Below are 21,897 nucleotides of genomic sequence, written 5' to 3'. Positions count from 1 at the left end.
AGAGCGGTGAGCGTGTAGGAGCAGCCTTGTGCTGCGAAGAGGCCATTGCAGGCGAAGATGATCTTTAGCCCTGCCGGCCTCTTCGCAGCACAAGGCTGCTCCTACAAGAGGTCCGGCAGTTGGCCTGCTCTAGCCCAAAAAGCCGCTTAAAGCTTGAACCGTCCCACCAACCCCTGCAGGTGGGTGCCCAGCCGCGCCAGCTCCACGCTGGAACTGGCGGTCTCTTCACTGGCCGCCGAAGTCTGATCAGAAATATCCCGCACATTCATCACGCTGCGGTTGATCTCCTCGGCCACGGCCGTCTGTTCCTCTGCCGCCGTGGCAATCTGCTGGTTCATCGCCTGAATCGACGACACGGTGCGGGTGATGGTTTCCAGCGAACTGCCGGCGCGGCGGGTGAGCTCGACGCTGCTGTCGGTCAGCTGGCGGCTGTTGTCCATCACGCTGGCCACCCGTTGGGTGCCGCTTTGCAGGCCGGCAATCAGCTCTTCGATCTCTTCGGTCGACTGCTGGGTGCGTTGGGCCAGGCTGCGCACTTCGTCGGCCACCACGGCAAAGCCACGCCCGGCCTCACCGGCGCGGGCAGCTTCGATCGCTGCGTTGAGGGCCAGCAGGTTGGTTTGCTGGGCCACTGACTTGATCACATCGAGCACGCTGCCGATCTTGTCGCTTTCGGCCTTGAGCTGGTTCATCGCTTCGCTGGAATTGACCACTTCGCCGGCCAGGCGCTCGATCTGCGCCACCGCCTCGCCCACCACGCGGTCGCCTTCGCGGGCCTGCTGGTCGGCCATCAAGGCGGCTTCTGAGGCCTGCTCGGCATTGCGTGCCACTTCGTGCACGGTGGCTGTCATCTGGTTCATGGCAGTCGCCACCTGGTCGGTTTCGACCTTCTGGTTGTTGACCCCGGCACTGGTCTGCTCGGTGACGGCCGACAACTGCTCGGCAGCGCTGGCGATCTGTGTGACGCCGTCGCCGATACCGCCGATAAGCTCGCGCAGGCCCTGGGTCATGCGCTGCATGCTGGCCTGCAACTGACCCAGTTCGTCGCGGCGCTGTACCGGCAGATTCTGCGTCAGGTCGCCATTGGCCACGCGCTCGGCGGCGCGCAGGGTGTGGCGCAGCGGGATGATGATCTGCCGGGTGATGGCCCAGGCTGCGAGCAGGCCAAGGGCCAGGGCCAGTGCGGTGGCAACGGCGAGCAAAGTCTTGGCCTGGGCCGCGCTGTCGTCACGCACGGCGGTTTGTGAGGTGGTCATTGCCTGGCTGGTCTGCAGCAGCAGGGTGCCTTGTTCAGCCATGCGTTGCAGGGCTTGCTCACTGGCTGCCTGGGCATTGCCGAACTGGGTGACCGCATCGCGGTAGCCGCCCATGGCGGTGGCCGCATCGTCCAGGCTGGCAGCATGTTCAGCCGGTACTTTGGCCGGCAATGCACGCAGGTCTGCCAGGGCCTGGTCGATGGCCTTCAGCGCCGTCTGCTGGAAGTCGGCATTGCCGCTGTAGGTGTAGCCACGCACCTGGAAACGCGCTTGTTGCAGCAGGGCACTGACCTCTACCGCATGCTGGTACTGGGTGATATCGCCGCCTTGCAGCAAGCCGCGCTGCACGTGGCCAATCAGGTCCGCTGCCTTGTCGGCGCTGTCGCCCAGCACGCCGCGGCTGGCCTCGCGGCGCTGGCCGGCCTGCTTCAGCTCATTGAATGCCTGCTGGTAGGCGCGTACGGCCTCGCGTTGCTGCTCCAGGCGCTGGTGGTCGGCGGGCTGATCGATCTGCCCGAGCATCAGCTGTACCTGGCGGTCGAGGTTGCCCAGGGCTTTTTCCAGCTCTGCTACCGATGCTTCGTCACTGCGGCGCTCGTAATGCTGGCGGGCAATGCGCAGGTCCTGGGTGTACTGCTGGATAACCGAGATGTTTCCCAGCTTGTCACCACGCTCGATGATGCTGTCCAGGCCGTGCCAACCGGTCAGGGTGATGGCCAGGGTCAGCAGCAGTACCAGGCCGAAGCCCAGCCCCAGTTTGCGGTTGACGCTCACATTGCCCAGCGATTGGGCTAACCATTGATACATGTACGACTCCCTGGCGACTTGGCAGTACAAATAGTTGTTGTATTGCCAAGGCCATCGGCCAGGGAGAGGGAAACTTGATGGGCGGAAAAGTGGCGTTTGCGTCAGAAAATACGCGAAAGCAGCGCGGTGACGGCAGTCTCTACCCGCAAGATGCGATCACCCAGTTGCACCGGCGCCAGGCCAGCCTTGCCCAGCAGCTCGACTTCGTAGGGGATCCAGCCGCCTTCGGGGCCGATGGCCAGTGTCACGTCTTGCTCGACGGCGCGGGGGCAGGCGGGGTAGGGGCCGGGGTGGCCGGCCAGGCCGAGGGTGCCGGCGGCGATGGCGGGCAGACGGTCTTCGACAAAGGGCTTGAAGCGCTTTTCGATGATGACTTCCGGCAGCACGGTGTCGCGTGCCTGCTCAAGGCCCAGGATCAGGTTCTCGCGAATGCTGTCGGGCTGCAGGAAAGGCGTTTGCCAGAAGCTTTTCTCGACTTTGTAGCTGTTCACCAGGATCAGCCGCGACACGCCGAGGGTGGCCACGGTCTGAAACAACCGGCGCAGCATTTTCGGCCGCGGCACTGCCAGTATCAGGGTCAACGGCAGCTTGGCCGGCGGCGGCTGGTCGAAGGCCACTTCAAGTTCGGCTTCGTGCTTTTCCAGGCGCAGCACCGTGGCCTTGCCCATCAGGCCGTTGATACGGCCCACGCGCAGGTTATCGCCCACCGCCACGCGGTGGATTTCCTGCATGTGGGTGAAGCGCCGATCAGCGAGAACGACGCGGTCGGCCGAGACGAAGTCGGCCTCTTCTAGAAGCAACAGATTCACGGTTGGGTCGCTGGTGGCTGGTCGTTATGGTCGTCGGCGGTTTCGTCGTGGGCGCTGCGCCTGCGGATCAGGCTGCCGCACAGCACACCCACCTCGAACAGCAGCCACATGGGCACGGCCAGCAAGGTCTGGGAGAAGATGTCCGGCGGTGTCAGGACCATGCCGACCACGAAGCAGCCGATGATCACGTAGGGACGGATCTTTTTCAGGTACTTCACGTCGACCACGCCGATCCACACCAGCAACACCACCGCCACCGGGATTTCGAAGGCGACGCCAAAGGCGAAGAACAGCGTCATCACGAAGTCGAGGTAGTTGGCGATGTCGGTCATCATTGCCACGCCTGCCGGGGTGGCGGCGGCAAAGAACTTGAACATCAGCGGGAACACCAGGAAATAGGCAAAGGCCATACCGGCGTAGAACAACAGGATGCTCGACACCAGCAGTGGAATGGCAATGCGCTTTTCATGGCGATACAGCCCAGGCGCGATAAAGCCCCAGATCTGTTGGAGGATGAACGGGATGGCCAGGAACAGCGACACGATCATGGTCAGCTTGAACGGCGTGAGGAACGGCGAGGCCACATCGGTGGCGATCATCGTCGCGTTGGCCGGCAAATGATCGCGCAGCGGCGCCGAGACCAGGGTGTAGATCTGCTGGGCAAAGGAGAACAGCCCGGCAAAGATCAGGAAAATGACGGCAACGCAGCGCAGCAGGCGGGTGCGCAGTTCGGTCAGGTGCGAAACCAGCGGCATCGGCTGGTCGTGTTCCGGATTCTCGCTCATGGGGCTCGCGGCGGTTGAGGCGGTTCAGAGGGGGCGGCCGGGGTGGCAGGTGCTTCGCCTGGCCTGGCTTCGAGCCCGGCAGGTGGCTGCACGCTGGCCGTGGTAACCGGCGGCTGCGCGGGTGGCGTCAGCGGGTTGAGGATGCGCTTGGCTTCCTCTTCCATTTGCAGGATGTGCTCGTTGTGCAACTGGCGACGGATGTCGTCAGCGCCGATCTCGCGCTCCACTTCCATCTTGATGCTGTTGAAGCTGCGCTTGAGCCGGCCGATCCACAGGCCTGCCGTGCGTGCGGCACCTGGCAGGCGCTCGGGGCCGAGCACCAGCAGGGCGACCAGGCCTACGAGCAGCAGCTCGCTGAAACTGATGCCGAACATGGGTCAGTCTTTCCGCTGCGGCTCTTGGACCGGTTGGGCCTGGCCTTCGATGGTGTGGCCTTGCTGCGGCTGCGCGCTGCTCTGCTGGTGAGGCGCCTGCACCGGCGGCACGGGCTGGGCAGGCGGCGGCGTTTGCTCGGCCGGCTTGTTCTCTTCGTCGTTCATGGCCTTGCGGAAGCCCTTGATCGACTCGCCCAGGTCGCTGCCGAAGTTTTTCAGCTTCTTGGTGCCGAACACCAGTACCACGACGACCAGCAGGACGATCCAGTGTTTCCAGTCAAAAATACCCATGGTGCTCTCCTAGAATGCTTTGTGCTCAAGCCGAGGGCTGACGCGCGGCCTTTTCATCGTGCCCGGAAAGCCCGAAACGGCGCTCCAGCTCATCGAGCACGGCTTGGGGGTGCTGGCCCAGCGCGCTGAGCATCACCAGGCTATGAAACCACAGGTCGGCGGTTTCGTAGATGACATCGCTGTAATCCTTGCTGTGCTCGGCATCCTTGGCGGCAATGATCGTTTCGACCGACTCTTCGCCGAGCTTTTCGAGGATCTTGTTCAGGCCCTTGTGGTACAGGCTGGCCACGTAGGAGCTGTCAGGCGCTGCTTGCTTGCGTTCTTCAAGCACTTCGGCCAGGCGGTTGAGGGTGTCGCTCATGTCAGTGTCCTGCCCTGTAGATGGCATCCGGGTCCTTGAGGACCGGATCGACGATTTTCCACTGGCCGTCTTCATACACACGGTAGAAGCAGCTTTCACGGCCGGTATGGCAGGCGATATGGCCCAGTTGCTCGACCATCAGGATGATCACGTCGGCGTCGCAGTCCAGGCGCAGCTCATGCAGCTTCTGCACGTGCCCGGATTCCTCGCCTTTGCGCCACAACTTGCCACGCGAACGCGACCAGTAGATGGCACGTTGCTCGGTGGCGGTCAGGGCCAGCGATTCACGGTTCATCCAGGCCATCATCAGTACGCGTCCGGTCTTGTGGTCCTGGGCGATCGCCGGTACCAGGCCATCGCTGTTCCACTTGATCTCGTCCAGCCAGTCTTTCATCGTCGACTCCAAGGCAGGCCCGCTCCTGTACCGGGCCCTTTGCGCTAGTGTGCCAGCCGCAGGCGCGGCTGGCTATTGGCGCACGATCAGGTAAAGGCCAGCGGCCAGCATCAGCCAGGCCGGCCAGGCGGCAGGGGCGGCCAGGCTGGCGGCCTCGGCGGCACCCGCGGCCAATACTGCGCCACCACCGAGCAGGCCGGCACCCAGCAGGCGCAGCGCCCAGCGGTCGCCCTGGCGACGGCGTTCCGGCAGTTGCGGATCGTTCAGGTGCGGTTGCGACAGGCGTTCAAGCAGGTCGCGGGCCATGTTGGCCAGGTGCGGCAACTGCTCGACCTGGCCATGAATATTGCCGAGCACGGCCTTGGGGCTGTAGCGGTCGCGCATCCAGCGTTCCAGGTAGGGCTTGGCGGTGCTCCACAGGTCCAGGTCAGGGTACAGCTGGCGGCCCAGGCCCTCGATATTGAGCAGGGTCTTTTGCAGCAGCACCAACTGCGGCTGCACTTCCATGTTGAAGCGCCGGGCAGTCTGGAACAGGCGCATCAGCACCTGGCCGAAGGAAATATCCTTTAACGGTTTTTCGAAGATCGGCTCGCACACGGTGCGGATTGCCGCTTCGAATTCGTTGACTTTGGTGTGCGCCGGCACCCAGCCCGAGTCGATGTGCAACTGGGCGACGCGGCGGTAGTCACGCTTGAAGAAGGCGATCAGGTTGCGCGCCAGGTAGTCCTGGTCCTCGGCGGTCAGGCTGCCGACGATGCCGCAGTCGATGGCAATGTACTGCGGGCTCCACGGTTTTACCGTGCTGACGAAAATGTTGCCGGGGTGCATGTCGGCATGGAAGAAGCTGTCGCGGAACACTTGGGTGAAGAACACCTCAACGCCACGCTCGGCCAGCAGCTTCATGTCGGTGCGCTGGTCGGCCAAGGTGGCCATGTCGGTCACCGGCACGCCGTAGATGCGCTCCATCACCAGCACCTTGGGGCGGCACAGGTCCCAGTACACCTGGGGCACGTACATCAGCTCGGAACCTTCGAAATTGCGGCGCAACTGGCTGGCGTTGGCCGCCTCGCGCAGCAGGTCGAGTTCGTCGTAGATGGTTTTTTCGTAGTCGCCGACGATTTCCACCGGGTGCAGACGACGGGCATCGGCGGAGGCGCGTTCGGCGGCCTTGGCAATCAGGAACAGCCAGGCCAGGTCCTGGGCGATGACCGGTTTCAAGCCCGGGCGCACCACCTTGACCACCACTTCTTCGCCGGTTTTGAGGCGTGCGGCATGTACTTGGGCTACCGAGGCCGAAGCCAGTGGCTCGACGTCGAAACGGCTGAACACTTCGCCGACCTTGGCACCGAGCTGTTCTTCGATCAACGCTACGGCTTTTTGCGGGTCGAACGGTGGTACGCGGTCCTGCAACAGCATCAGCTCGTCGGCGATATCGGTGGGCAGTAGGTCGCGGCGGGTGGACAGCAACTGGCCGAACTTGATGAAGATCGGCCCCAGGTCCTGCAGCGCCAGGCGCAAGCGCGCGCCACGGCTGAGTTCGCTGGGTTTGCGTGGCAGCCAGCGCCACGGCATCAACAGGCGCAAGCTGGCCAGCCACCAGGGCAGCAGTGGTTGTTCGAACAGCAGGTCATCGAGACGGTAGCGGATCACCACACGCTGGATGCGAAAAAGACGGCGGACGGCGAGCAGCTTCATGCGTTATCGCTGGTATCAAGGGATCGGGAGAGGCGCTTGAGGCGCGCCTCGAGGCGTTCTGTATCGAGCTTCAGGGCATCGAGCTCGCTGAAGGCGGCTTCGGCTTCGCGCTTGCCGACCAGGGTGCGAGACTCTTCGGCCAGGTACTCGGACAGGTTCTGGCTGAAGCGCGCCAGGCCCTGACGGGTCCAGCGAGCACGCAGACGAATATGGCCGGCCAGCAGGGCCGTGGCGACTGGGCCAAGCCAGCGTTGCAGCTCGTGCTCCCAGTCCAGCTCCAGGTCTTGCAGCACGCCGAACAGGTCGAGCAGCACGGCGCTGTCGCCATGCAACTCGACCTGCGGGCTATGCAATACGGCGGTCTTGTCCTTGGCCAGGGCCAGTTGCGCCAGGCTACCGGCCGGCGCGCGCAGGCTGCAGTCGACTTCGCCCTGCCAGTGCGCGGCGAGCATCAGGCCCTCTTCATCGGGCAGGATGAACACCTGCAGGGCCGGTTGGCGGCAGTCGATCTCGATGACCTTGCCTTCCAGCGCGGCCAGCCGCGGCAGTGCCGTGCTGTCCATGCGCAGGACGCGGTTCAGGCCATGTTCGACGCTGGCGAGCAACCCGGCCAGCAGCATCAGGGCTTGATTCCCCGGTGCACGGCAACGATGCCGCTGGTCATGTTGTGGTAGGTGACGCGGTCGAAACCGGCCTCGACCATCATGCTCTTCAGGGTTTCCTGGTCAGGGTGCATGCGGATCGACTCGGCGAGGTAACGGTAGCTTTCCGAATCGTTGGTGATCAGCTTGCCGGCCAGCGGCATGAAGGCGAACGAGTAGGCGTCGTAGGCCTTGGACATCAGCTTGTTGGTCGGCTTGGAGAACTCCAGGATCAACAGGCGGCCACCGGGCTTGAGCACGCGCAGCATCGAACGGATGGCTTCGTCCTTGTGGGTGACGTTGCGCAGGCCGAAGGCGATGGTCACGCAGTCGAAGTGGTTGTCCGGGAACGGCAGCTTTTCAGCGTCGGCCTGGACGAACTCGATGTTGCCGGCCACACCACGGTCAAGCAGGCGATCACGGCCAACCTTGAGCATCGAATCGTTGATATCGGCCAGCACCACCTGCCCGGTCGGGCCAACAAGGCGCGAGAACTTGGCCGCCAGGTCACCGGTACCGCCGGCGATATCCAGCACGCGGTTGCCGCTGCGCACGCCCGACAGCTCGATGGTGAAGCGCTTCCACAGGCGGTGCATGCCGCCAGACAGCACGTCGTTCATCAGGTCGTACTTGGCGGCGACGGAGTGGAACACTTCGGCGACTTTCTTCGCCTTCTGGCTTTCAGGCACGTCCTGGTAGCCGAAATGGGTGGTGGGTTCGGCGTGGTCGCCTTTGCGCTGGTCGTTCATATCGCTTCACCGGAAAAAATTACCGCCATTCTAGGGCGAACGGGCGGATTTGTCTTGGCGGGGTGTGCCAGTGGGCAGGGGCGGGCATAATGGCCATTATGTCTACATCTTCAGGAATGCCCGCATGACCCAGATCAGCGTCGAACGCAAACACTCCCTCGGCCGCGATGCCGCCCGCGCCAAGGCCGAAGCGCTGGTCGACAAGCTCAGCCGCGAATATGACCTCAAGGCCACCTGGAACGGTGACCGGGTCGATGTGGCCCGCAGCGGCGCCAATGGCAGCGTGCACATCTTTGACGACAGCATCCGCGTGGAGCTGAAGCTGGGCATGATGCTGTCGATGATGAGCGGCACCATCAAGGGTGAAATCGAGCGGGCGCTGGACAAGGCGCTGGCCTGACGCCCGCGGTTTTCAGTTGTCGGGGAACGGGATAAGGTCCTCGATCTGTTCGAGGCGCAGGTCACCCCGGTAGATGTCATATCGCTCTGCCGGCGCCAGTGCGCGTTGCAAGCGCTCGTCACGGCTCATGGCGTCCGCGAACTTCAAATGGCCTTTGGCAAAGCGGCGGGCGTTGGTACTGGCACTGGTGTAGTGGAAATGCGCTTCCCAGAGCTTCTGCCTGGGTTGCAGGCGATAAACGTCATACACATCCAGAAAATCATTGGCCTTGAGCTTCTTGCGGCTTCTGGCCAGTGTCACCTCGATCTCGCCCGCTTCCAGCAGGTAGCGCAAGGCTTTGCTGTCCGGGTGCTGGGTGCCAAGGTAGGCCGTGGTCAGGAGGCGCTGTTTTTCAGCCTGTACCTCGGCAATCACCTGCTCCAGCCGGCTGGCCAGTGAATGCCCTTGGCCTGGGCCTGCCTGCAGCTGCGCTGCGATGTCCGCCATGTCCTGAATGTAGAAATCAAGCAGGTCCGCCAGGCTGTTGGGGCCGTCCAGGTGGCGGGCGGCGTGGCTGATCCTGGCGTTTTTCTCGGCCATGAGGTCATTGCCGGTACGGCGTAGCCGCGCGTAGTCCGGGGCTGGCTCCCGGTGTGGCACCGCTTCCCAGTGATCCCCTTGCTGCTGATAGCGGGCTACCGTTTGTTCGGTCAACGGGTCGACCTGCACGGTTTCGCTGCCTTCTTCAGCCTCCTCGACAACCAGGGACCTGCCCTGGGCCGTGTGGATCACCTTGCGCCTCACGGGGCGTACCTTATGGGTCAGAGGGTGTTCGGGTTCTGCATGCTGCGTGTCGGCCGCAGCCGAAATGCAGGCAAGGTCATGCTCGGTCAGGCTTATCAGTGCGTTCAGCTCCGCGATGTATTCGCTGAGCTTGCCGCTGTCCACCGCCGAGAGGTTGCGCGAAAGCAGATACTCGGCATTGCCCAGTGACAGTTTGTATTCACGCAGCGCGCTCTCCAGCGGCGCTTTCTGCTCTTCGGGTTCAAGGTGGGCTGCAGCCAGGCTGTCATGGCTCAGCAGCGCTTCGTGCAGGCGCTTGCCGCGCAGGGTTTTCTGCGCAAGCTGGATGCTTTCGAAATCCTCTGCGGTGAGCAGGTCCCGCTTAACGATCAACTGATACAGGTCGCTCAGAATCTGGGCGCGGGTGATCAGCGTCGAATACTGCCGTTTGTTGATGATGGTATCGAGCTTCTTGCGCTTGCCTGGGAACTGGATCTGCCCATCCGCCAGTGCCTCACTCAGGTTCTGGTCAAGGCGCTGGCTGACTTTGAAGAGGCGTCGATGGACAGCCAGTGCTGCTTCGATGTTCTTGCTGTACTCCAGGTACAGTTGTGCCTGCTCCCGGTCGAAAGGCAGTTGCACCAGCCTGCGAGACTGGCTCTTGAGCGTTTCGTAGTCATTCATGTCGAGCAGGCGGCGGACTTGCTGCAGGTCGGAAAAGAGCAACTGTTCCCACCACTGCCCACGGGCAAACGAGGCGCCGGCCTTGGGGTCGAGCCTGGCGTATTTGGGGTCGCTCAGGCTGGCGAACAACTGCGTTTGCTCCCTGATCAAACAGGCCTGCTTTTCGTAACTGAGTGCCAACATATCAAAGTTCGCCCTTGCCTCGTTGCGTAGGGCCCGCAGTGCTTGCCGCTGCAGCTTCAGTTCCTCTGGCAAGTCTTCGTAGACGACGCCGGGGTGATCGATCAGGGACTTCTCGAAGGCCAGGAGTGCCTGGTCATAGGGTTTTACCCGTTCCAGGTAACCTTCGATGAACGCTTCTGTGCTGGTGAGTTTCTTGTCATTGAGCACCCGGCTTTCCAGCATGTTCTTGAAGGTTGCTCGCTTCTCGTCTATCAGCGCCTTGGCCGTTTTCGGCATGCCGCCCGGTAGGTGCAGGTCGAGCATCCATTCGCCGTTCCAGCGCGTCACCCAAGGGCCGCGGCTGCGCTCGCGGCCGACAATGTAGTAGCCGTCAGGCTCGGCACCCCAAGTCTGTGACCATTCGCTTTGGCTGACCTCTGGTCCGATGATGCGCATGCCACTCCAGCTCTCTTCGACCTCATAGGCAACATCCTGCAGTTTCACGAAGTAGCGGTCGGCAACCTTGTACAACCCTCGCATACGGCCGCTGGCCTGCGCACTCTGCCCGTTCAGGCTGACCTTGGCGCGCAAGGTGTCGAGAGCCGCACGGGCTTCACGGGGCAGGTTGCCGAGCCGCTGGTCGTTGCCCCATTGGCTGACGTTGGCAGGGGCCTGCCAGGCTTTTCGTTCTGGTGGCTGCTGAGCCATTGCGCTGGAACCACGACGCGGTTCGGGCTCAGATGTCAGTTGTGGTTCGGGGGTGGCAGTGCTGGGGCCGTGGGCCAGCAGCATGGCCAGGTTCAGCAGGATGTCGGCACCGGCGAGCGCCTTTTCTTCGGGGCTGCCCTGGGTCAAGGCCGTCAGGTCATCCTTGATGCTGAGTAGGGCTGTCACCAACCAGGCCAGAAGACCTGCCGGCCCACGTAGCAGTGGCGTGACGGTGTTGAACGCCAGCCATGCGAACCGCACGACCAGCGCCCAGCGCTGCTGGGCATTGGAGACGCTCTGCCGCGAGGCCAGTAACAAGAGCACGCTCGCCCTGGCCTGGTACATCGAACTGTCCAGATCTTCAGACCATGGCGTGAAGGCCAAGGTGGCAGGCGCCCTCAGGCGCTCGATGGCATCAGCGGCCAACCCGGGGCCTGGCCCCAGCAGGTGCGCCAGTTCAGTGAGGCCGGGATGCAGGTGGGGGTGGTCGAAGCCACCGTCGGCATAAATGGTGCGGGCGTCGTCATCCAGCCAGGCAAGGACTTCCTGCTGCAGGGCTTGGTCGGTGCGGATGCTTGTCATCAATTGGCTGGAACTGTCGAACTGCCTGATGGCCTGCGTGGCATACAGGGGCCGATAGAGTAGCCAGGCCCCGGTGGAGGGTACCTCGATGACAAACATGGCATGCACCTGGTTGGCCTTTGGGCCACCCGGCACGCTGTTGAAGGACAATGGCCCCAGCCTTAGCGATGTGCTGGCGTGGGCTTTACGGCGGCAAAAATCCGCGACGGCCTGCCAGGTGCGTTCGCTCAAACGCCCCGCGATCTTGGCCTGTAGTGCGTCCAGCAGCAGGGCTGCACGCCATTCTTCGGCAAAGCGCTGGCGCCGCTTGTCGGTGTCAGTACCGCTCTGCAATTGATCGTGGACGAACTGCGGATACTGGCCACCGACGTCTACGGCAGTGATCAGTGCATCGACGTAGTCAAGGTCCATCCAACTGGCTGGCGGTTGTTGCCCGGCAAATCGAATCGCCGAGGCCACCTGGTCGCTACCCAATGGCAGGCGTGAGATGGCCAGTTCGGTCAGGCTGATGGTTTTCAGGTACTCAAGCTTTGCTGGCCCCACGGAGGACACCTGCACGACTTGTGAAACCGTGATCTGCACCTGGTCAGGGTCGCACGGCGGCTGGTTCGGGTGATCATCGCGCATTCGCTCGCGCAGGCGGCGAACCGTGTAGTGCTGCAAGTCTTCCATGCCGTCCAGGGAGGTTTCACCCTGTGTCAGCATTTGCCCTGCCGACAGCTCCAGCAGCGCCATGTGGTACTGGAAGCGGTCAGTCGCCGTGGCTTTCTCGAGCCAGTCAGGCAGCGTGATCGCGGGTGTCGATTGCACGAGGTGGAAGCACGTCGGGAATACCGATGAGGGATCGCTCAGCTTGCTGAACACAGCCTCCAGATCACCCACGTGTTCGATAGCGCCAAGTTGCACCTGGTCGATGTTTTGCAACAGGCCGTTGAGCAATTGCCGGGCCTGATAGCCGAACGGGTCTTCGCTCAAGGCCGTGCAGGCCCAGGACATCGTGTCGAATGCGTGGTGCTCGGAAAGCTCCTCGCGCAGGGCAGCGGCGAACGCGTCGAGCCCGTTGAAGCCGCGTACGGTGCCAGAGGGCTTGCACCACAGGACCCGTTCGCGAGCATCTTCTGGGGCAGTGATGAGCAGGTCCGGTAATACCTCGTGCACCCGGCTGCCGGGGCTGCCAAGTGAAACCTGCAAAGCGTGGACTGTTGCGGTTGTATGGGTTTGCGCGAGCAAGGCGTACAGCACGGCCTTCTGATCGCTGTCCAGGCCTTGGCGTTCGAGCGTGTCGAGTAGTGCGGCCTTGATAACCTGCTGCATCCACTGCAGGCGGGTGACGTCCGAGTCGCCGTCGCGGCCGTTCCAGAAGCTGATCTGTGCCTGCTGAAAGGTCTCGGAAAGGGTCGCCAGCATCTCGTCGTAGGCCGTGTTCAGATCGGCCATACGAATATCGATGGTCGGCGTAACAGGCTGGGGGCGAAAGATGGCGGGTGGGTTCAGGCTGAGCTGGTCGGTGGGCTTGAGCGCCATGGGTTGACCGCTAAGGAAATGCTCGAGCAACGTATCGACCAGGCTGTCTGGCTGTGTCGAGGGTGCTTCATCCTGGTCATGCAGGACGCGCAAGCCCTCGATGGATTGCAGTTGTGGGTGGTTCTTGCGGGTCCATGGGTAGCGTGCTGCGAGTGCGTCGAAACCCGCAGTGGCCACGACTTCGCGCAGGCTCGGGCGGTTGGCGAACTGCGTCGCGACCAGTTGCTTGAACGACAGGGATGTCGGCGGCGGTGATTGGGGCATGGCATGAGGCTCCGGTCAATGGGAGACGAATGCTGAGACGCCTGCCCGGAGCAACTGCGGTAGATAAGTCAGTGCGGGATCTTAGGGTGAAGATTCTAATTCCAGCCCCTACCTTATGCTCAAGCCCAACCTCCATGGGCGGTTCCTCCTCCACTCATGAGCATGAGGTACAGAGCATGGCCAAAGTGACTGTGAAGAAAAAGGACGACGCCCTGGGTACGTTGGGCGAGGTGCGCGGCTACGCGCGCAAGATCTGGCTGGCTGGCATCGGCGCCTATGCGCGTGTGGGCCAGGAAGGTTCCGACTATTTTCAGGAGCTGGTCAAGGCCGGCGAAGGCGTCGAGAAGCGTGGCAAGAAGCGCATCGACAAAGAGCTCGACGCTGCCAACAACCAGCTCGATGAAGCCGCTGAAGAAGTCAGCCGCGTACGCGGCAAGGTAGAAATTCAACTCGACAAGATCGAAAAAGCTTTCGACGCACGGGTAGGACGCGCCTTGAATCGCCTCGGCATTCCGTCTAAACATGACGTTGAGGCGCTGTCGATCAAGCTTGAACAGCTGCACGAGCTGCTCGAGCGCGTCGCGCACAAACCATAAGGAGAGCAGGATGGCTGGCAAGAAGAACACTGAAAAAGAAGGCAGCTCCTGGGTCGGCGGGATCGAGAAATACTCCCGCAAGATCTGGCTGGCGGGGCTGGGTATCTATTCCAAGATCGACCAGGACGGCCCGAAGCTGTTCGACTCGCTGGTGAAGGATGGCGAGAAGGCCGAGAAGCAGGCGAAGAAGACCGCTGAAGATGTGGCCGATAGCGCCAAGGCTTCCACCACATCGCGCGTGTCTGGCGTGAAAGACCGTGCGCTGGGCAAGTGGAGCGAGCTCGAAGAGGCCTTCGACAAGCGCCTTAACAGCGCCATCTCGCGCCTGGGTGTGCCGAGCCGCAACGAGATCAAGGCCCTGCACCAGCAAGTGGACAGCCTGACCAAGCAGATCGAGAAGCTGACCGGTGCTTCGGTTACGCCGATTTCGTCGCGCACTGCCGCGGCCAAGCCGGCTGCGAGCAAGGCAGCAGCCAAACCACTGGCCAAGGCAGCAGCGGCCAAGCCCGCGGCAGCAAAGCCTGCCGCTAAAACAGCGGCGGCCAAACCTGCAGCCAAGCCAGCAGCCAAGCCCGTAGCGGCCAAGCCTGCAGCGAAAGCACCGGCAGCAGCCAAGCCAGCGGCAGCCAAGAAACCTGCGGTGAAGAAAGCACCGGCCAAACCGGCAGCCGCGAAGCCTGCAGCTCCAGCAGCCAGCGCCGCGCCGGCCGCTAGCGCAGCGCCGGCACCTGCCGCCGCCCCGGCCAGCAGCACGCCGTCGGCTCCGACCGGCACCGGTACCCTGATCTGATACCGCGTCGCCTTCTTCGCGGGCTTGCCCGCTCCCACAGGTACAGTGCCGATCAGCAGGTCAGCGCAGGCCCTGTGGGAGCGGGCATGCCCGCGAAGGCCTCAGCGCCTGAACAGCAGGTTTATCCCTCCAGATACCGCACCGCCAATTGCTCTGCCGCCGCCCGTGCCTGTGCTTGCAGATGCGGCGCCACCAGCATCATCACCTGGTACACCACAATCCCCACATCGCCCTCGCGCCCCAGCACCCGCTGGTAATCCAGCGAGAACATCAGCGTCAGGGTGATCTGCTCCACCAATTGCCCCAGCGCCTGGGTATCGCTTTCCACCAACCCCTGGCCCTTGAGGCTGGCCAACAGTGCCGCCAGCGTGCGCTTGAGTGCATTGATCAGGCTGCGCATGCCACGGGCCAGCTTGGGCAGGCGCCCCGTCAAGTTGGACAGGTCCTGGAACAGGAAGCGGTACTGCGCCATGTGCTCGACGATCAGGTGCAGGAACAGCCAGTAGTCCTCGGCGTCCAGGCGCACCTCCAGGGGCGGGTCGAGCAAGGGCATCAGCGCTTCCTCGAAACGCTCGAAAAGGCCCAGTACCAGGGGTTCCTTGCCATGGAAGTGGTAGTACAGGTTGCCCGGGCTGATACCCAGTTCGTTGGCAATTTCCAGGGTGGATACGTTGGGTTCGCCCTGCTGGTTGAACAGCTGCAAGGCGCACTCAAGGATACGGTCGCGGGTTTTCATCCAGTCAGCATGCTCATCGGGTCAGCACGTAGGTGCCTGGCGCGGGGCCAAGCGGTGGGTAGGTGGCATTGCCCAATTCAGTGCGTGGCGCCTTGAGCGGGCCGGAGCGTGCGGTGATCCACTCCAGCCACAATGGCCACCAACTGCCGTCGCTGCGCTTGGCGTCGTGGAACCAGGCGCGCGGGTCGCTGCTCAGTTTGGGGTTGGCCAGGTAGTAGGCCTTGGCGTTGCCTGGCGGGTTGATGATGCTTTGGATATGCCCGCTGTTGGCCAGCACGAAGCGCCGCTCGCCACCCAGCAGCAAGGCCGAGCGGTACACCGCGTCCCATGGGGTGATGTGGTCGTTGCTGCCGGCCACGGTAAAGCTGTCCAGATCGACCTGCTGCAGGTCGATCGGCGTACCGCACACTTCAAGCCCGGCCGGGTGGGTCAAGGGGTTGAGCTTGAAAAACTCCAGCAGGTCGCCATGCAGCGCGGCGGGTAGGCGTGTGCTGTCGGCGTTCCAGTACAGGATGTCGAACGCCGGCGGTGTCTTGCCGAGCAGGTAGTTGTTGACCCAGTAGTTCCAGATCAGGTCGTTGGGCCGCATCCAGGCAAAGATCCGCGCCACTTCGCCACCGTCTAGCACACCGCGTTGATAAGAGCGGCGCTTGGCGGCTTCGATGGTTTGCTCATCGGCAAACAGGCTGGCCGGGCTTTCGAACTTGCTGTCCAGCAAGCTGACCAGGTAGGTGGCACTGCGCACCCGGCGCAACTGCTGCTTGGCTTGCAAGTGGCCCTGCAGGGCAGCCATGGTCAAGCCGCCGGCGCAGGCGCCCATCAGGTTAGGGTCGCGGTTGCCGCTGATACTGCGGCAGGCATTGAGCGCTTCTTCCAGGGCTTGCACGTAGCTGGAAAGGCCCCATTCACGGTGGCGTGGGTCGGGGTTGCGCCAGCTGACCATGAACACCTGCAAGCCGCTCTTGAGCATGTACTGCACGAAACTGTTGGTCGAGCTGAGGTCGAAGATATAGAACTTGTTGATCTGCGGCGGCACGACCAGCAGTGGGCGAGCGTGCTGCCTTTCGCACATCGGCTGGTACTGGATCAGCTCCAACAGCTCATTGCGAAAGACCACCGCGCCCGGGGTCGCTGCCAGGTTGCCGCCCACTTCGAAGGCACGCTCGTCCACCTGACGCGGCAGGCCATCGTTGTGGCGCAGGTCTTCGAGCAGGTGCGCCACGCCACGCACCAGGCTCTGGCCGCCGGTGTTGAACAGCTCTTTGACCGCCAGCGGATTGAGCAGTGAGTTGCTGGGGGCCAGCGCATCGTTGATCAGGTTGAACAGGAAGTGGGCGCGCGCTCGGTCATCGTCATTCAGGTGGCTCTCGTCGATCCACTGGCGGCTCTGCTTCTGCCAGGCCAGATAGGCCTGCAGACCACGGCGGTAGAACGGGTTCTGGCTCCAGGTCGGGTCACTGAAGCGCGCGTCACGCGGGTTCGGCTGATAGGGCGAGTCGCCTAGCATCACACGCCCCAGCTGCCCGCCAAGCGTCAGTAGATGATGCGCGGTATGCAGCGGGTGGCGCAGGCCGTGGCGGCCGACGTTGCGCAGTGTGGACAGCAAGTCGCGCCCGCGCAGGCCGAGGATGGCGTTCTGCGCGTTCATGCGGGTGGCGGGGAGCGTTGTCGATCCTTTGGCCGGTTTGTCTTTCATGGCAACACTCCCTCGTTCTGACCATGGCGCCGCCTCGCGGCCAAGCCCGCACCTACACGCCCGAGGCCGGGCGAGGGTGCATGACTGCGCGCTGACGTTCTTGCTGCAGAAACTTCATGATGATGGGGGCGACGGCCTCGGCCCGGGTGATCAGGAACAAATGGCCGTCGTCGATAATGTGTAGCTGGGCATTGGGAATCCGCCAGGCCAGCAAGCGCATGTTGATCAGCGGGATCAGCGGGTCGTCGTCGCCGGCCAGTACCAGGGTGGGCTGCTGGATCTTGTGCAGCCAGTGAATGCTGGTCCAGCCAAGCCCGGCGAACAGCTGCCAGTAGTAGCCCAACTTGCCGCCGGAGCGCACCTTGGCGGCATGGTGCATGGCTAGGTCCGGGTCACGCCGGAAGCCGCCGCCATAGATCATCGGCGCAATGCGGATGACATGCGAAGGCTGCACGTAGCGCCGCGGGCTGGCCATCATCCACAACACCTTGGGCTTGCCTGGCACCATGACCGCGCCGGCAGCGGTGGCGGCCAGCACCAGCTTCTTGCAGCGTTCGGGGTAGTCGTGAGCGAACTGCTGGGCCAGGGCACCGCCCCAGGACACGCCGATGACGTTGACCTGGCCGTAGTCGAGGTAGTCGAGCATCCGTGCCGTCAGCTTGGCCAGCCCGGGGAAGCGATACGGGTGGCGTGGCGTGGACGAACCGCCGACGCCCGGCACATCGAAGGCGATGACTTCCAGGTCCGGGTCCAGTGCTTCGATGAACGGAAACACCAGTTCCAGGTTGGCGCCGATGCCATTGAAGATCAGCAGCGGCGTCAGGTGCGGCTTGCCTGGGCGGACGGCGGTGCGGATGGACTGATTGTCCAGCTCGACGGTCCTGAAAATATAGGGTTGCGGCATGCGCGTGACTCTTGGATGAAGTAAACACCGTGGCGCCCGCAGGTGGCCACGGCGCTGTTACTCAACGCTCGTGAACGTAAGTGCCTGGGGAAGCCTCACCGGCGGCGTAGGCACGGTTGCCCAGGCGGGTTGGTGCTTTTTTCAGGCTGCCGGAGCGCTCGCCCAGCCAGCTTTGCCAGTGCAACCACCAGGAGTCGGCATGTTTGGTGGCGTTTTCCTGCCAGGCCACCGGGTCGCCCGGGCGGTCGGCACCGGTCATGAAGCGTGCCTTGGGGTTGCCCGGCGGGTTGAGGATGCTCTGGATATGCCCGCTGTTGGACAGTACGAATTCGATCTTGCCGCCGAACAGGTGCGCCGAGCGGTAGCACGACTGCCATGGCGTGATGTGGTCGTTGGTGCCGGCAAGGCTGTAGATGTCGCACTTGACCTGTTTCAGGTCGATCGCGGTACCGCACACCTCCAAGGCTTCGGGGCGGGTCAGCGGGTTGCTCTTGAACATTTCGATCAGGTCGCCGTGGAAGGCGGCCGGCAGGCGCGTGGTGTCGTTGTTCCAGAACAGGATGTCGAACACGGGCGGCTCGTTACCGAGCAGGTAGTTGTTGACCCAGTAGTTCCAGATCAAGTCATTGGGGCGCATCCAGGCGAATACCTTGGCCATTTCGCTGCCTTCCAGCACCCCCGCCTGGTAGGAGTGGCGCTTGGCGGCTTCCAGGGTCTGCTCGTCGACGAACAATGCCACCTGGTTGTCCATGGTGGTGTCCAGCACGCTGACCAACAGGGTCAGCGCATTGACCTTGTTCTCGCCAATGGCGGCATAGTGGCCTACCAGCGCGGTGCAGGTGATGCCACCAGAGCAGGCCCCGAGCATGTTCAGGTCTTTGCTGCCGGTAATCGCCAGCACCGCGTCGACGGCTTCCTTGAGCGCATCGATGTAGGTGGACAGGCCCCATTCGCGCTGGGCCTTGGTTGGGTTGCGCCAGCTGATGATGAAGGTTTGCTGCTGCGCGCGCAGGCAGAAGCGCGCCAAGCTCTTTTCCGGGCTGAGGTCGAACACGTAGAACTTGTTGATCTGCGGCGGTACCACCAGCAGCGGGCGGGCGTGCACCTGCTCGGTGATGGGGCTGTACTGGATCAACTCCAGCACATCGTTGCGGTACACCACCGCGCCTTCGCTGGTGCCCAGGTTCTTGCCCACTTCGAAGGCATCCATGTTCACTTGGCTGGGCATGCCGCCGTTGTTGACCATGTCCTTGGCCAGGTTGGACAGGCCATCGAGCAGGCTCTTGCCGCCCGTTTCGAAGAAGCGTTTGACTGCGGCCGGGTTGGACAGGGTATTGGTCGGCGCCATGGCTTCGGTCATCAGGTTGATGACGAACTGGCCGCGGCTGATGTCCTGGGGTGACAGGTCGCTGCTGCCGATCCAGTCCTGCAATTCCTTGCGCCAGGCCAGGTAGGTTTGAAGGTAGCGGCGGTACAGCGGGTTGTTGCTCCAGGCTGGGTCATTGAAGCGACGGTCGTCGCTTTCCGGCGCCAGGCTGGACTTGCCCAGCAGCACGTTTTTCAGCTCCAGGCCAAAGTGGGCCACATGCTTGGCACTGTGCAGCGGTTGGCGCACGGCCTGGCGCAGCACGGTGCGTGCCGAGCTCAACAGGTCCTTGCGGCGGATGCCGATGACCGGGTTCAGCCCCAAGGTGTTTTCCGAGGCCTGCCGCTGTAGCTCATCGTTGTTCTTGTTACTCATCTACGACGCTCCGTTGTCCTGAGACGAGTACCGGTTGCTGTGGCGGGTGCACAGTCCTGAGCCCGGTACTGCTACTCGGGTGACCAGTGGTAAGGAACAGCGGTGCTGCGGGGGTTCTGACGACCTGCGAAATGATGCAGGGAGCTTGCCACACCCATTGGTTACCCGACTTTCATGTAATGCGCAAGACAGCCCGTCACTGGGCTGTCTGTAAGCCATTCAAACAGATGATTTTAGAAAATGCGCTCTAAACCCTGCAGGCCTTGCGCTAGAGCATGAGTTTCACCACCGATTCGGCCGGATCGCGTGATTTGCCGGCCTTGTGCAGCTCGTCGAGGTACTCCGCCCACAGCTGTTCCTGGCGCAGGCATAGCTGTTCGAGGTACTCCCAGGTGAACAGGCCGCTGTCATGGCCGTCGTCGAAGGTCAGTTTCAGTGCATATTGGCCGGCAGGTTCCAGGCCGACGAGGCCGACGTTGATCTTGCCGAACTGCAGAATGGGGTTGCCGTGGCCCTGGACCTCGGCGGAGGGGGAGTGCACGCGCAGGAACTCGGCGGGCAGTTGGTAGACCTCGCCGGGGGCGTAGGTGAGGCTGAGGGTTTTCGAGGCTTTGTGCAGGTTGATGGCGGTAGGCAGGCGGGCCATGGCTGGAATCTCTCGTGAGCTGATGGTGCAAGCTTCGGGAGATTCAGTGCATTGTGCAAGGGGCTGCTTTGCAGCCCATTCGCGGCACAAGGCCGCTCCTACAGGCAGGCGTTGAACTCAGGATTTGCGCGGTCCCTGTGGGAGCGGCCTTGTGCCGCGAATGGGCCGCAAAGCGGCCCCGTGCGGTCTTACAGGATGTAACGCGACAGGTCTTCGTTCTGTGCCAGCTCACCCAGGTGGCTGTTCACATACGCCGCGTCGATCTGGATCGGCGTTTCGTCGTGGGTACTGGCCAGGTCGCCAGCACTGAACGATACCTCTTCGAGCAGGCGTTCAAGCAGGGTGTGCAGGCGACGGGCACCGATGTTCTCGGTCTTCTCGTTCACCTGGTAGGCAATTTCGGCCAGGCGCTTGATGCCATCCGCCTGGAACTCGATGTTCAGGCCTTCGGTCTTGAGCAATGCCTGGTACTGCTCGGTCAGCGACGCGTGCGGCTCTTGCAGGATGCGCTCGAAGTCTTCCGGGGTCAGTGCCTTCAGTTCCACGCGAATCGGCAGACGGCCTTGCAGTTCGGGCACCAGGTCGCTCGGCTTGCTCAGGTGGAACGCACCCGAGGCAATGAACAGGATGTGGTCGGTCTTGACCATGCCCAGCTTGGTGTTGACGGTGCAGCCTTCGATCAGCGGCAGCAGGTCGCGCTGTACGCCTTCGCGGGACACGTCGGCGCCGCCAACGTTGCCACGCTTGGCAACCTTGTCGATTTCGTCGATGAACACGATCCCGTGCTGCTCGACGGCCTCCAGCGCCTTGGCCTTGAGTTCTTCCTCGTTGACCAGGCGGCTCGCTTCTTCATCGCGAACCATCTTCAGCGCTTCTTTCACCTTCAGCTTGCGCGCTTTGCGCTTGCCCTTGCCCATGTTGGCGAACAGGCTCTGCAGCTGGTTGGTCATTTCTTCCATACCGGGCGGGGCAGCAATTTCCACGCCTACGGCATCGGCCACTTCGATCTCGATTTCCTTGTCGTCCAGCTGGCCTTCACGCAGGCGCTTGCGGAACAGCTGGCGGGTGTTGGAATCGCTGCTGGTCTGCGCGGCTTCCTCGCTGAAGCTGGTGACGCGTGCCTGTGGCAGCAGGGCGTCGAGGATGCGGTCCTCGGCGGCATCTTCGGCGCGGTGGCGCACGCGGATGATCTCCTGCTCGCGCAGCATCTTCAGCGCGGCATCGGCCAGGTCACGGATGATCGATTCGACGTCGCGGCCCACGTAGCCCACTTCGGTGAACTTGGTGGCTTCCACCTTGAGGAACGGCGCGTTGGCCAGCTTGGCCAGACGGCGGGCGATCTCGGTCTTGCCGACGCCGGTAGGGCCGATCATCAGGATGTTCTTGGGGGTGACTTCGGCACGCAGCTCGGCAGGGAGCTGCATGCGCCGCCAGCGGTTGCGCAGGGCAATGGCCACGGCGCGCTTGGCGTCGTCCTGGCCGATGATGTGGCGGTTGAGTTCGTGGACGATCTCGCGGGGGGTCATGGACATGATCAATA

20 protein-coding genes and 1 pseudogene are annotated in these 21,897 nt (G+C 62.9%); 3 read left to right on the top strand and 18 right to left on the bottom strand.

Annotated features, from left to right (window positions below; all coding sequences use genetic code 11):
• Positions 1-146: 146 nt before the first annotated feature.
• The 11 genes and pseudogenes from ACNFBR_RS01840 to ubiE all read right to left on the bottom strand — a co-directional run bounded on the left by ACNFBR_RS01840 (position 147) and on the right by ubiE (position 8,162).
• Complete coding sequence (locus ACNFBR_RS01840; protein WP_416733608.1) at positions 147-860, bottom strand: methyl-accepting chemotaxis protein; 714 nt, start codon at positions 858-860, stop codon at positions 147-149.
• A gap of 141 nt (positions 861-1,001) precedes the next feature.
• Positions 1,002-2,063, bottom strand: a pseudogene (locus tag ACNFBR_RS01835) (methyl-accepting chemotaxis protein); the annotation flags it as partial.
• A gap of 101 nt (positions 2,064-2,164) precedes the next feature.
• Entirely contained in the window at positions 2,165-2,872 is a 708-nt protein-coding gene (locus tag ACNFBR_RS01830; RefSeq protein ID WP_416733440.1) for a 16S rRNA (uracil(1498)-N(3))-methyltransferase, read from the bottom strand.
• Complete coding sequence (tatC, locus tag ACNFBR_RS01825; RefSeq protein ID WP_416733439.1) at positions 2,869-3,657, bottom strand: twin-arginine translocase subunit TatC; 789 nt, start codon at positions 3,655-3,657, stop codon at positions 2,869-2,871. Before tatC ends, ACNFBR_RS01830 begins: the two co-directional genes overlap by 4 nt.
• A complete protein-coding gene (tatB, locus tag ACNFBR_RS01820; RefSeq protein WP_416733438.1) occupies positions 3,654-4,031 on the bottom strand; it encodes a Sec-independent protein translocase protein TatB in 378 nt (125 codons plus the stop codon). The genes tatC and tatB overlap by 4 nt, the downstream gene beginning before the upstream one ends.
• A 3-nt stretch (positions 4,032-4,034) precedes the next feature.
• The gene (locus ACNFBR_RS01815) at positions 4,035-4,322 is read right to left on the bottom strand and encodes a twin-arginine translocase TatA/TatE family subunit (RefSeq protein WP_416733437.1); all 288 of its coding nucleotides are present in this window, start codon (positions 4,320-4,322) and stop codon (positions 4,035-4,037) included.
• Between the two features lie 25 nt (positions 4,323-4,347).
• A complete protein-coding gene (locus ACNFBR_RS01810) occupies positions 4,348-4,683 on the bottom strand; it encodes a phosphoribosyl-ATP diphosphatase (RefSeq protein WP_416733436.1) in 336 nt (111 codons plus the stop codon).
• A gap of 1 nt (position 4,684) precedes the next feature.
• Positions 4,685-5,077 (bottom strand): phosphoribosyl-AMP cyclohydrolase, encoded by a 393-nt coding sequence (gene hisI / locus ACNFBR_RS01805; protein ID WP_416733435.1) that lies wholly within the window; start codon positions 5,075-5,077, stop codon positions 4,685-4,687.
• Positions 5,078-5,149: 72 nt separating this feature from the next.
• The gene (gene ubiB / locus ACNFBR_RS01800) at positions 5,150-6,772 is read right to left on the bottom strand and encodes a ubiquinone biosynthesis regulatory protein kinase UbiB (protein WP_416733434.1); all 1,623 of its coding nucleotides are present in this window, start codon (positions 6,770-6,772) and stop codon (positions 5,150-5,152) included.
• On the bottom strand, positions 6,769-7,392 hold the full coding sequence (locus ACNFBR_RS01795; RefSeq protein WP_416733433.1) for a ubiquinone biosynthesis accessory factor UbiJ: 624 nt from the start codon (positions 7,390-7,392) through the stop codon (positions 6,769-6,771). The genes ubiB and ACNFBR_RS01795 overlap by 4 nt, the downstream gene beginning before the upstream one ends.
• Positions 7,392-8,162, bottom strand: coding sequence for a bifunctional demethylmenaquinone methyltransferase/2-methoxy-6-polyprenyl-1,4-benzoquinol methylase UbiE (gene ubiE, locus ACNFBR_RS01790; RefSeq protein ID WP_346645069.1), 771 nt, complete (start codon positions 8,160-8,162; stop codon positions 7,392-7,394). The genes ACNFBR_RS01795 and ubiE overlap by 1 nt, the downstream gene beginning before the upstream one ends.
• A 124-nt stretch (positions 8,163-8,286) precedes the next feature.
• On the opposite strand from ubiE, the gene ACNFBR_RS01785 reads away from it, so the two are divergent.
• Positions 8,287-8,562, top strand: a complete 276-nt coding sequence (locus tag ACNFBR_RS01785) for a polyhydroxyalkanoic acid system family protein (RefSeq protein WP_060509752.1) — start codon at positions 8,287-8,289, stop codon at positions 8,560-8,562.
• 12 nt (positions 8,563-8,574) lie between these two features.
• On the opposite strand, the gene ACNFBR_RS01780 is transcribed toward ACNFBR_RS01785, so the two are convergent.
• A complete protein-coding gene (locus ACNFBR_RS01780; protein ID WP_416733432.1) occupies positions 8,575-13,248 on the bottom strand; it encodes a hypothetical protein in 4,674 nt (1,557 codons plus the stop codon).
• Between the two features lie 176 nt (positions 13,249-13,424).
• Between ACNFBR_RS01780 and ACNFBR_RS01775 the strand changes: the two genes are divergently transcribed.
• Together ACNFBR_RS01775 and ACNFBR_RS01770 are read left to right on the top strand one after the other, a co-directional pair.
• Positions 13,425-13,844: a phasin family protein gene (locus ACNFBR_RS01775; RefSeq protein ID WP_402999916.1), complete on the top strand. Its 420-nt coding sequence runs from the start codon at positions 13,425-13,427 to the stop codon at positions 13,842-13,844.
• 10 nt (positions 13,845-13,854) lie between these two features.
• Positions 13,855-14,634 carry a phasin family protein gene (locus ACNFBR_RS01770; RefSeq protein WP_416733431.1) on the top strand — a complete coding sequence of 260 codons (780 nt, stop codon included), beginning with the start codon at positions 13,855-13,857 and terminating at the stop codon, positions 14,632-14,634.
• A gap of 121 nt (positions 14,635-14,755) precedes the next feature.
• Here ACNFBR_RS01770 and ACNFBR_RS01765 read toward each other — a convergent pair whose 3' ends face one another.
• The 6 genes from ACNFBR_RS01765 to hslU all read right to left on the bottom strand — a co-directional run bounded on the left by ACNFBR_RS01765 (position 14,756) and on the right by hslU (position 21,889).
• Complete coding sequence (locus ACNFBR_RS01765) at positions 14,756-15,370, bottom strand: TetR/AcrR family transcriptional regulator (RefSeq protein WP_105946387.1); 615 nt, start codon at positions 15,368-15,370, stop codon at positions 14,756-14,758.
• Positions 15,371-15,383: 13 nt separating this feature from the next.
• A complete protein-coding gene (gene phaC / locus ACNFBR_RS01760) occupies positions 15,384-17,066 on the bottom strand; it encodes a class II poly(R)-hydroxyalkanoic acid synthase (RefSeq protein WP_416733430.1) in 1,683 nt (560 codons plus the stop codon).
• Between the two features lie 52 nt (positions 17,067-17,118).
• The gene (gene phaZ / locus ACNFBR_RS01755) at positions 17,119-17,970 is read right to left on the bottom strand and encodes a poly(3-hydroxyalkanoate) depolymerase (protein ID WP_416733429.1); all 852 of its coding nucleotides are present in this window, start codon (positions 17,968-17,970) and stop codon (positions 17,119-17,121) included.
• Between the two features lie 61 nt (positions 17,971-18,031).
• On the bottom strand, positions 18,032-19,711 hold the full coding sequence (phaC, locus tag ACNFBR_RS01750) for a class II poly(R)-hydroxyalkanoic acid synthase (protein ID WP_416733428.1): 1,680 nt from the start codon (positions 19,709-19,711) through the stop codon (positions 18,032-18,034).
• A gap of 268 nt (positions 19,712-19,979) precedes the next feature.
• Positions 19,980-20,357 carry a gamma-butyrobetaine hydroxylase-like domain-containing protein gene (locus tag ACNFBR_RS01745; protein WP_012274559.1) on the bottom strand — a complete coding sequence of 126 codons (378 nt, stop codon included), beginning with the start codon at positions 20,355-20,357 and terminating at the stop codon, positions 19,980-19,982.
• Positions 20,358-20,545: 188 nt separating this feature from the next.
• Positions 20,546-21,889, bottom strand: coding sequence for an ATP-dependent protease ATPase subunit HslU (gene hslU, locus ACNFBR_RS01740; RefSeq protein ID WP_416733427.1), 1,344 nt, complete (start codon positions 21,887-21,889; stop codon positions 20,546-20,548).
• Between the last annotated feature and the right edge of the window lie 8 nt (positions 21,890-21,897).

Origin of the sequence: Pseudomonas sp. NY11955 (assembly GCF_048068035.1) — a bacterium.
GTDB lineage: Bacteria > Pseudomonadota > Gammaproteobacteria > Pseudomonadales > Pseudomonadaceae > Aquipseudomonas.
The sequence above is the reverse complement of the archived record's forward strand: the minus strand, read 5'-3'. Positions and strand labels throughout refer to the sequence as shown.

Excerpts from the sequence above, each read along its gene's own strand:
- ACNFBR_RS01785 (WP_060509752.1), top strand. The coding sequence starts at position 8,287 with ATGACCCAGATCAGCGTCGAACGCAAACACTCCCTCGGCCGCGATGCC.
- phaZ (WP_416733429.1), bottom strand. The coding sequence starts at position 17,970 with ATGCCGCAACCCTATATTTTCAGGACCGTCGAGCTGGACAATCAGTCC.
- ACNFBR_RS01810 (WP_416733436.1), bottom strand. The coding sequence starts at position 4,683 with ATGAGCGACACCCTCAACCGCCTGGCCGAAGTGCTTGAAGAACGCAAG.
- ubiB (WP_416733434.1), bottom strand. The coding sequence starts at position 6,772 with ATGAAGCTGCTCGCCGTCCGCCGTCTTTTTCGCATCCAGCGTGTGGTG.
- ACNFBR_RS01815 (WP_416733437.1), bottom strand. The coding sequence starts at position 4,322 with ATGGGTATTTTTGACTGGAAACACTGGATCGTCCTGCTGGTCGTCGTG.
- ACNFBR_RS01770 (WP_416733431.1), top strand. The coding sequence starts at position 13,855 with ATGGCTGGCAAGAAGAACACTGAAAAAGAAGGCAGCTCCTGGGTCGGC.
- tatC (WP_416733439.1), bottom strand. The coding sequence starts at position 3,657 with ATGAGCGAGAATCCGGAACACGACCAGCCGATGCCGCTGGTTTCGCAC.
- hslU (WP_416733427.1), bottom strand. The coding sequence starts at position 21,889 with ATGTCCATGACCCCCCGCGAGATCGTCCACGAACTCAACCGCCACATC.
- phaC (WP_416733428.1), bottom strand. The coding sequence starts at position 19,711 with ATGAGTAACAAGAACAACGATGAGCTACAGCGGCAGGCCTCGGAAAAC.
- ACNFBR_RS01840 (WP_416733608.1), bottom strand. The coding sequence starts at position 860 with ATGAACCAGATGACAGCCACCGTGCACGAAGTGGCACGCAATGCCGAG.
- ubiE (WP_346645069.1), bottom strand. The coding sequence starts at position 8,162 with ATGAACGACCAGCGCAAAGGCGACCACGCCGAACCCACCACCCATTTC.
- ACNFBR_RS01745 (WP_012274559.1), bottom strand. The coding sequence starts at position 20,357 with ATGGCCCGCCTGCCTACCGCCATCAACCTGCACAAAGCCTCGAAAACC.
- tatB (WP_416733438.1), bottom strand. The coding sequence starts at position 4,031 with ATGTTCGGCATCAGTTTCAGCGAGCTGCTGCTCGTAGGCCTGGTCGCC.
- hisI (WP_416733435.1), bottom strand. The coding sequence starts at position 5,077 with ATGAAAGACTGGCTGGACGAGATCAAGTGGAACAGCGATGGCCTGGTA.
- phaC (WP_416733430.1), bottom strand. The coding sequence starts at position 17,066 with ATGAAAGACAAACCGGCCAAAGGATCGACAACGCTCCCCGCCACCCGC.
- ACNFBR_RS01765 (WP_105946387.1), bottom strand. The coding sequence starts at position 15,370 with ATGAAAACCCGCGACCGTATCCTTGAGTGCGCCTTGCAGCTGTTCAAC.
- ACNFBR_RS01775 (WP_402999916.1), top strand. The coding sequence starts at position 13,425 with ATGGCCAAAGTGACTGTGAAGAAAAAGGACGACGCCCTGGGTACGTTG.
- ACNFBR_RS01780 (WP_416733432.1), bottom strand. The coding sequence starts at position 13,248 with ATGCCCCAATCACCGCCGCCGACATCCCTGTCGTTCAAGCAACTGGTC.
- ACNFBR_RS01795 (WP_416733433.1), bottom strand. The coding sequence starts at position 7,392 with ATGCTGCTGGCCGGGTTGCTCGCCAGCGTCGAACATGGCCTGAACCGC.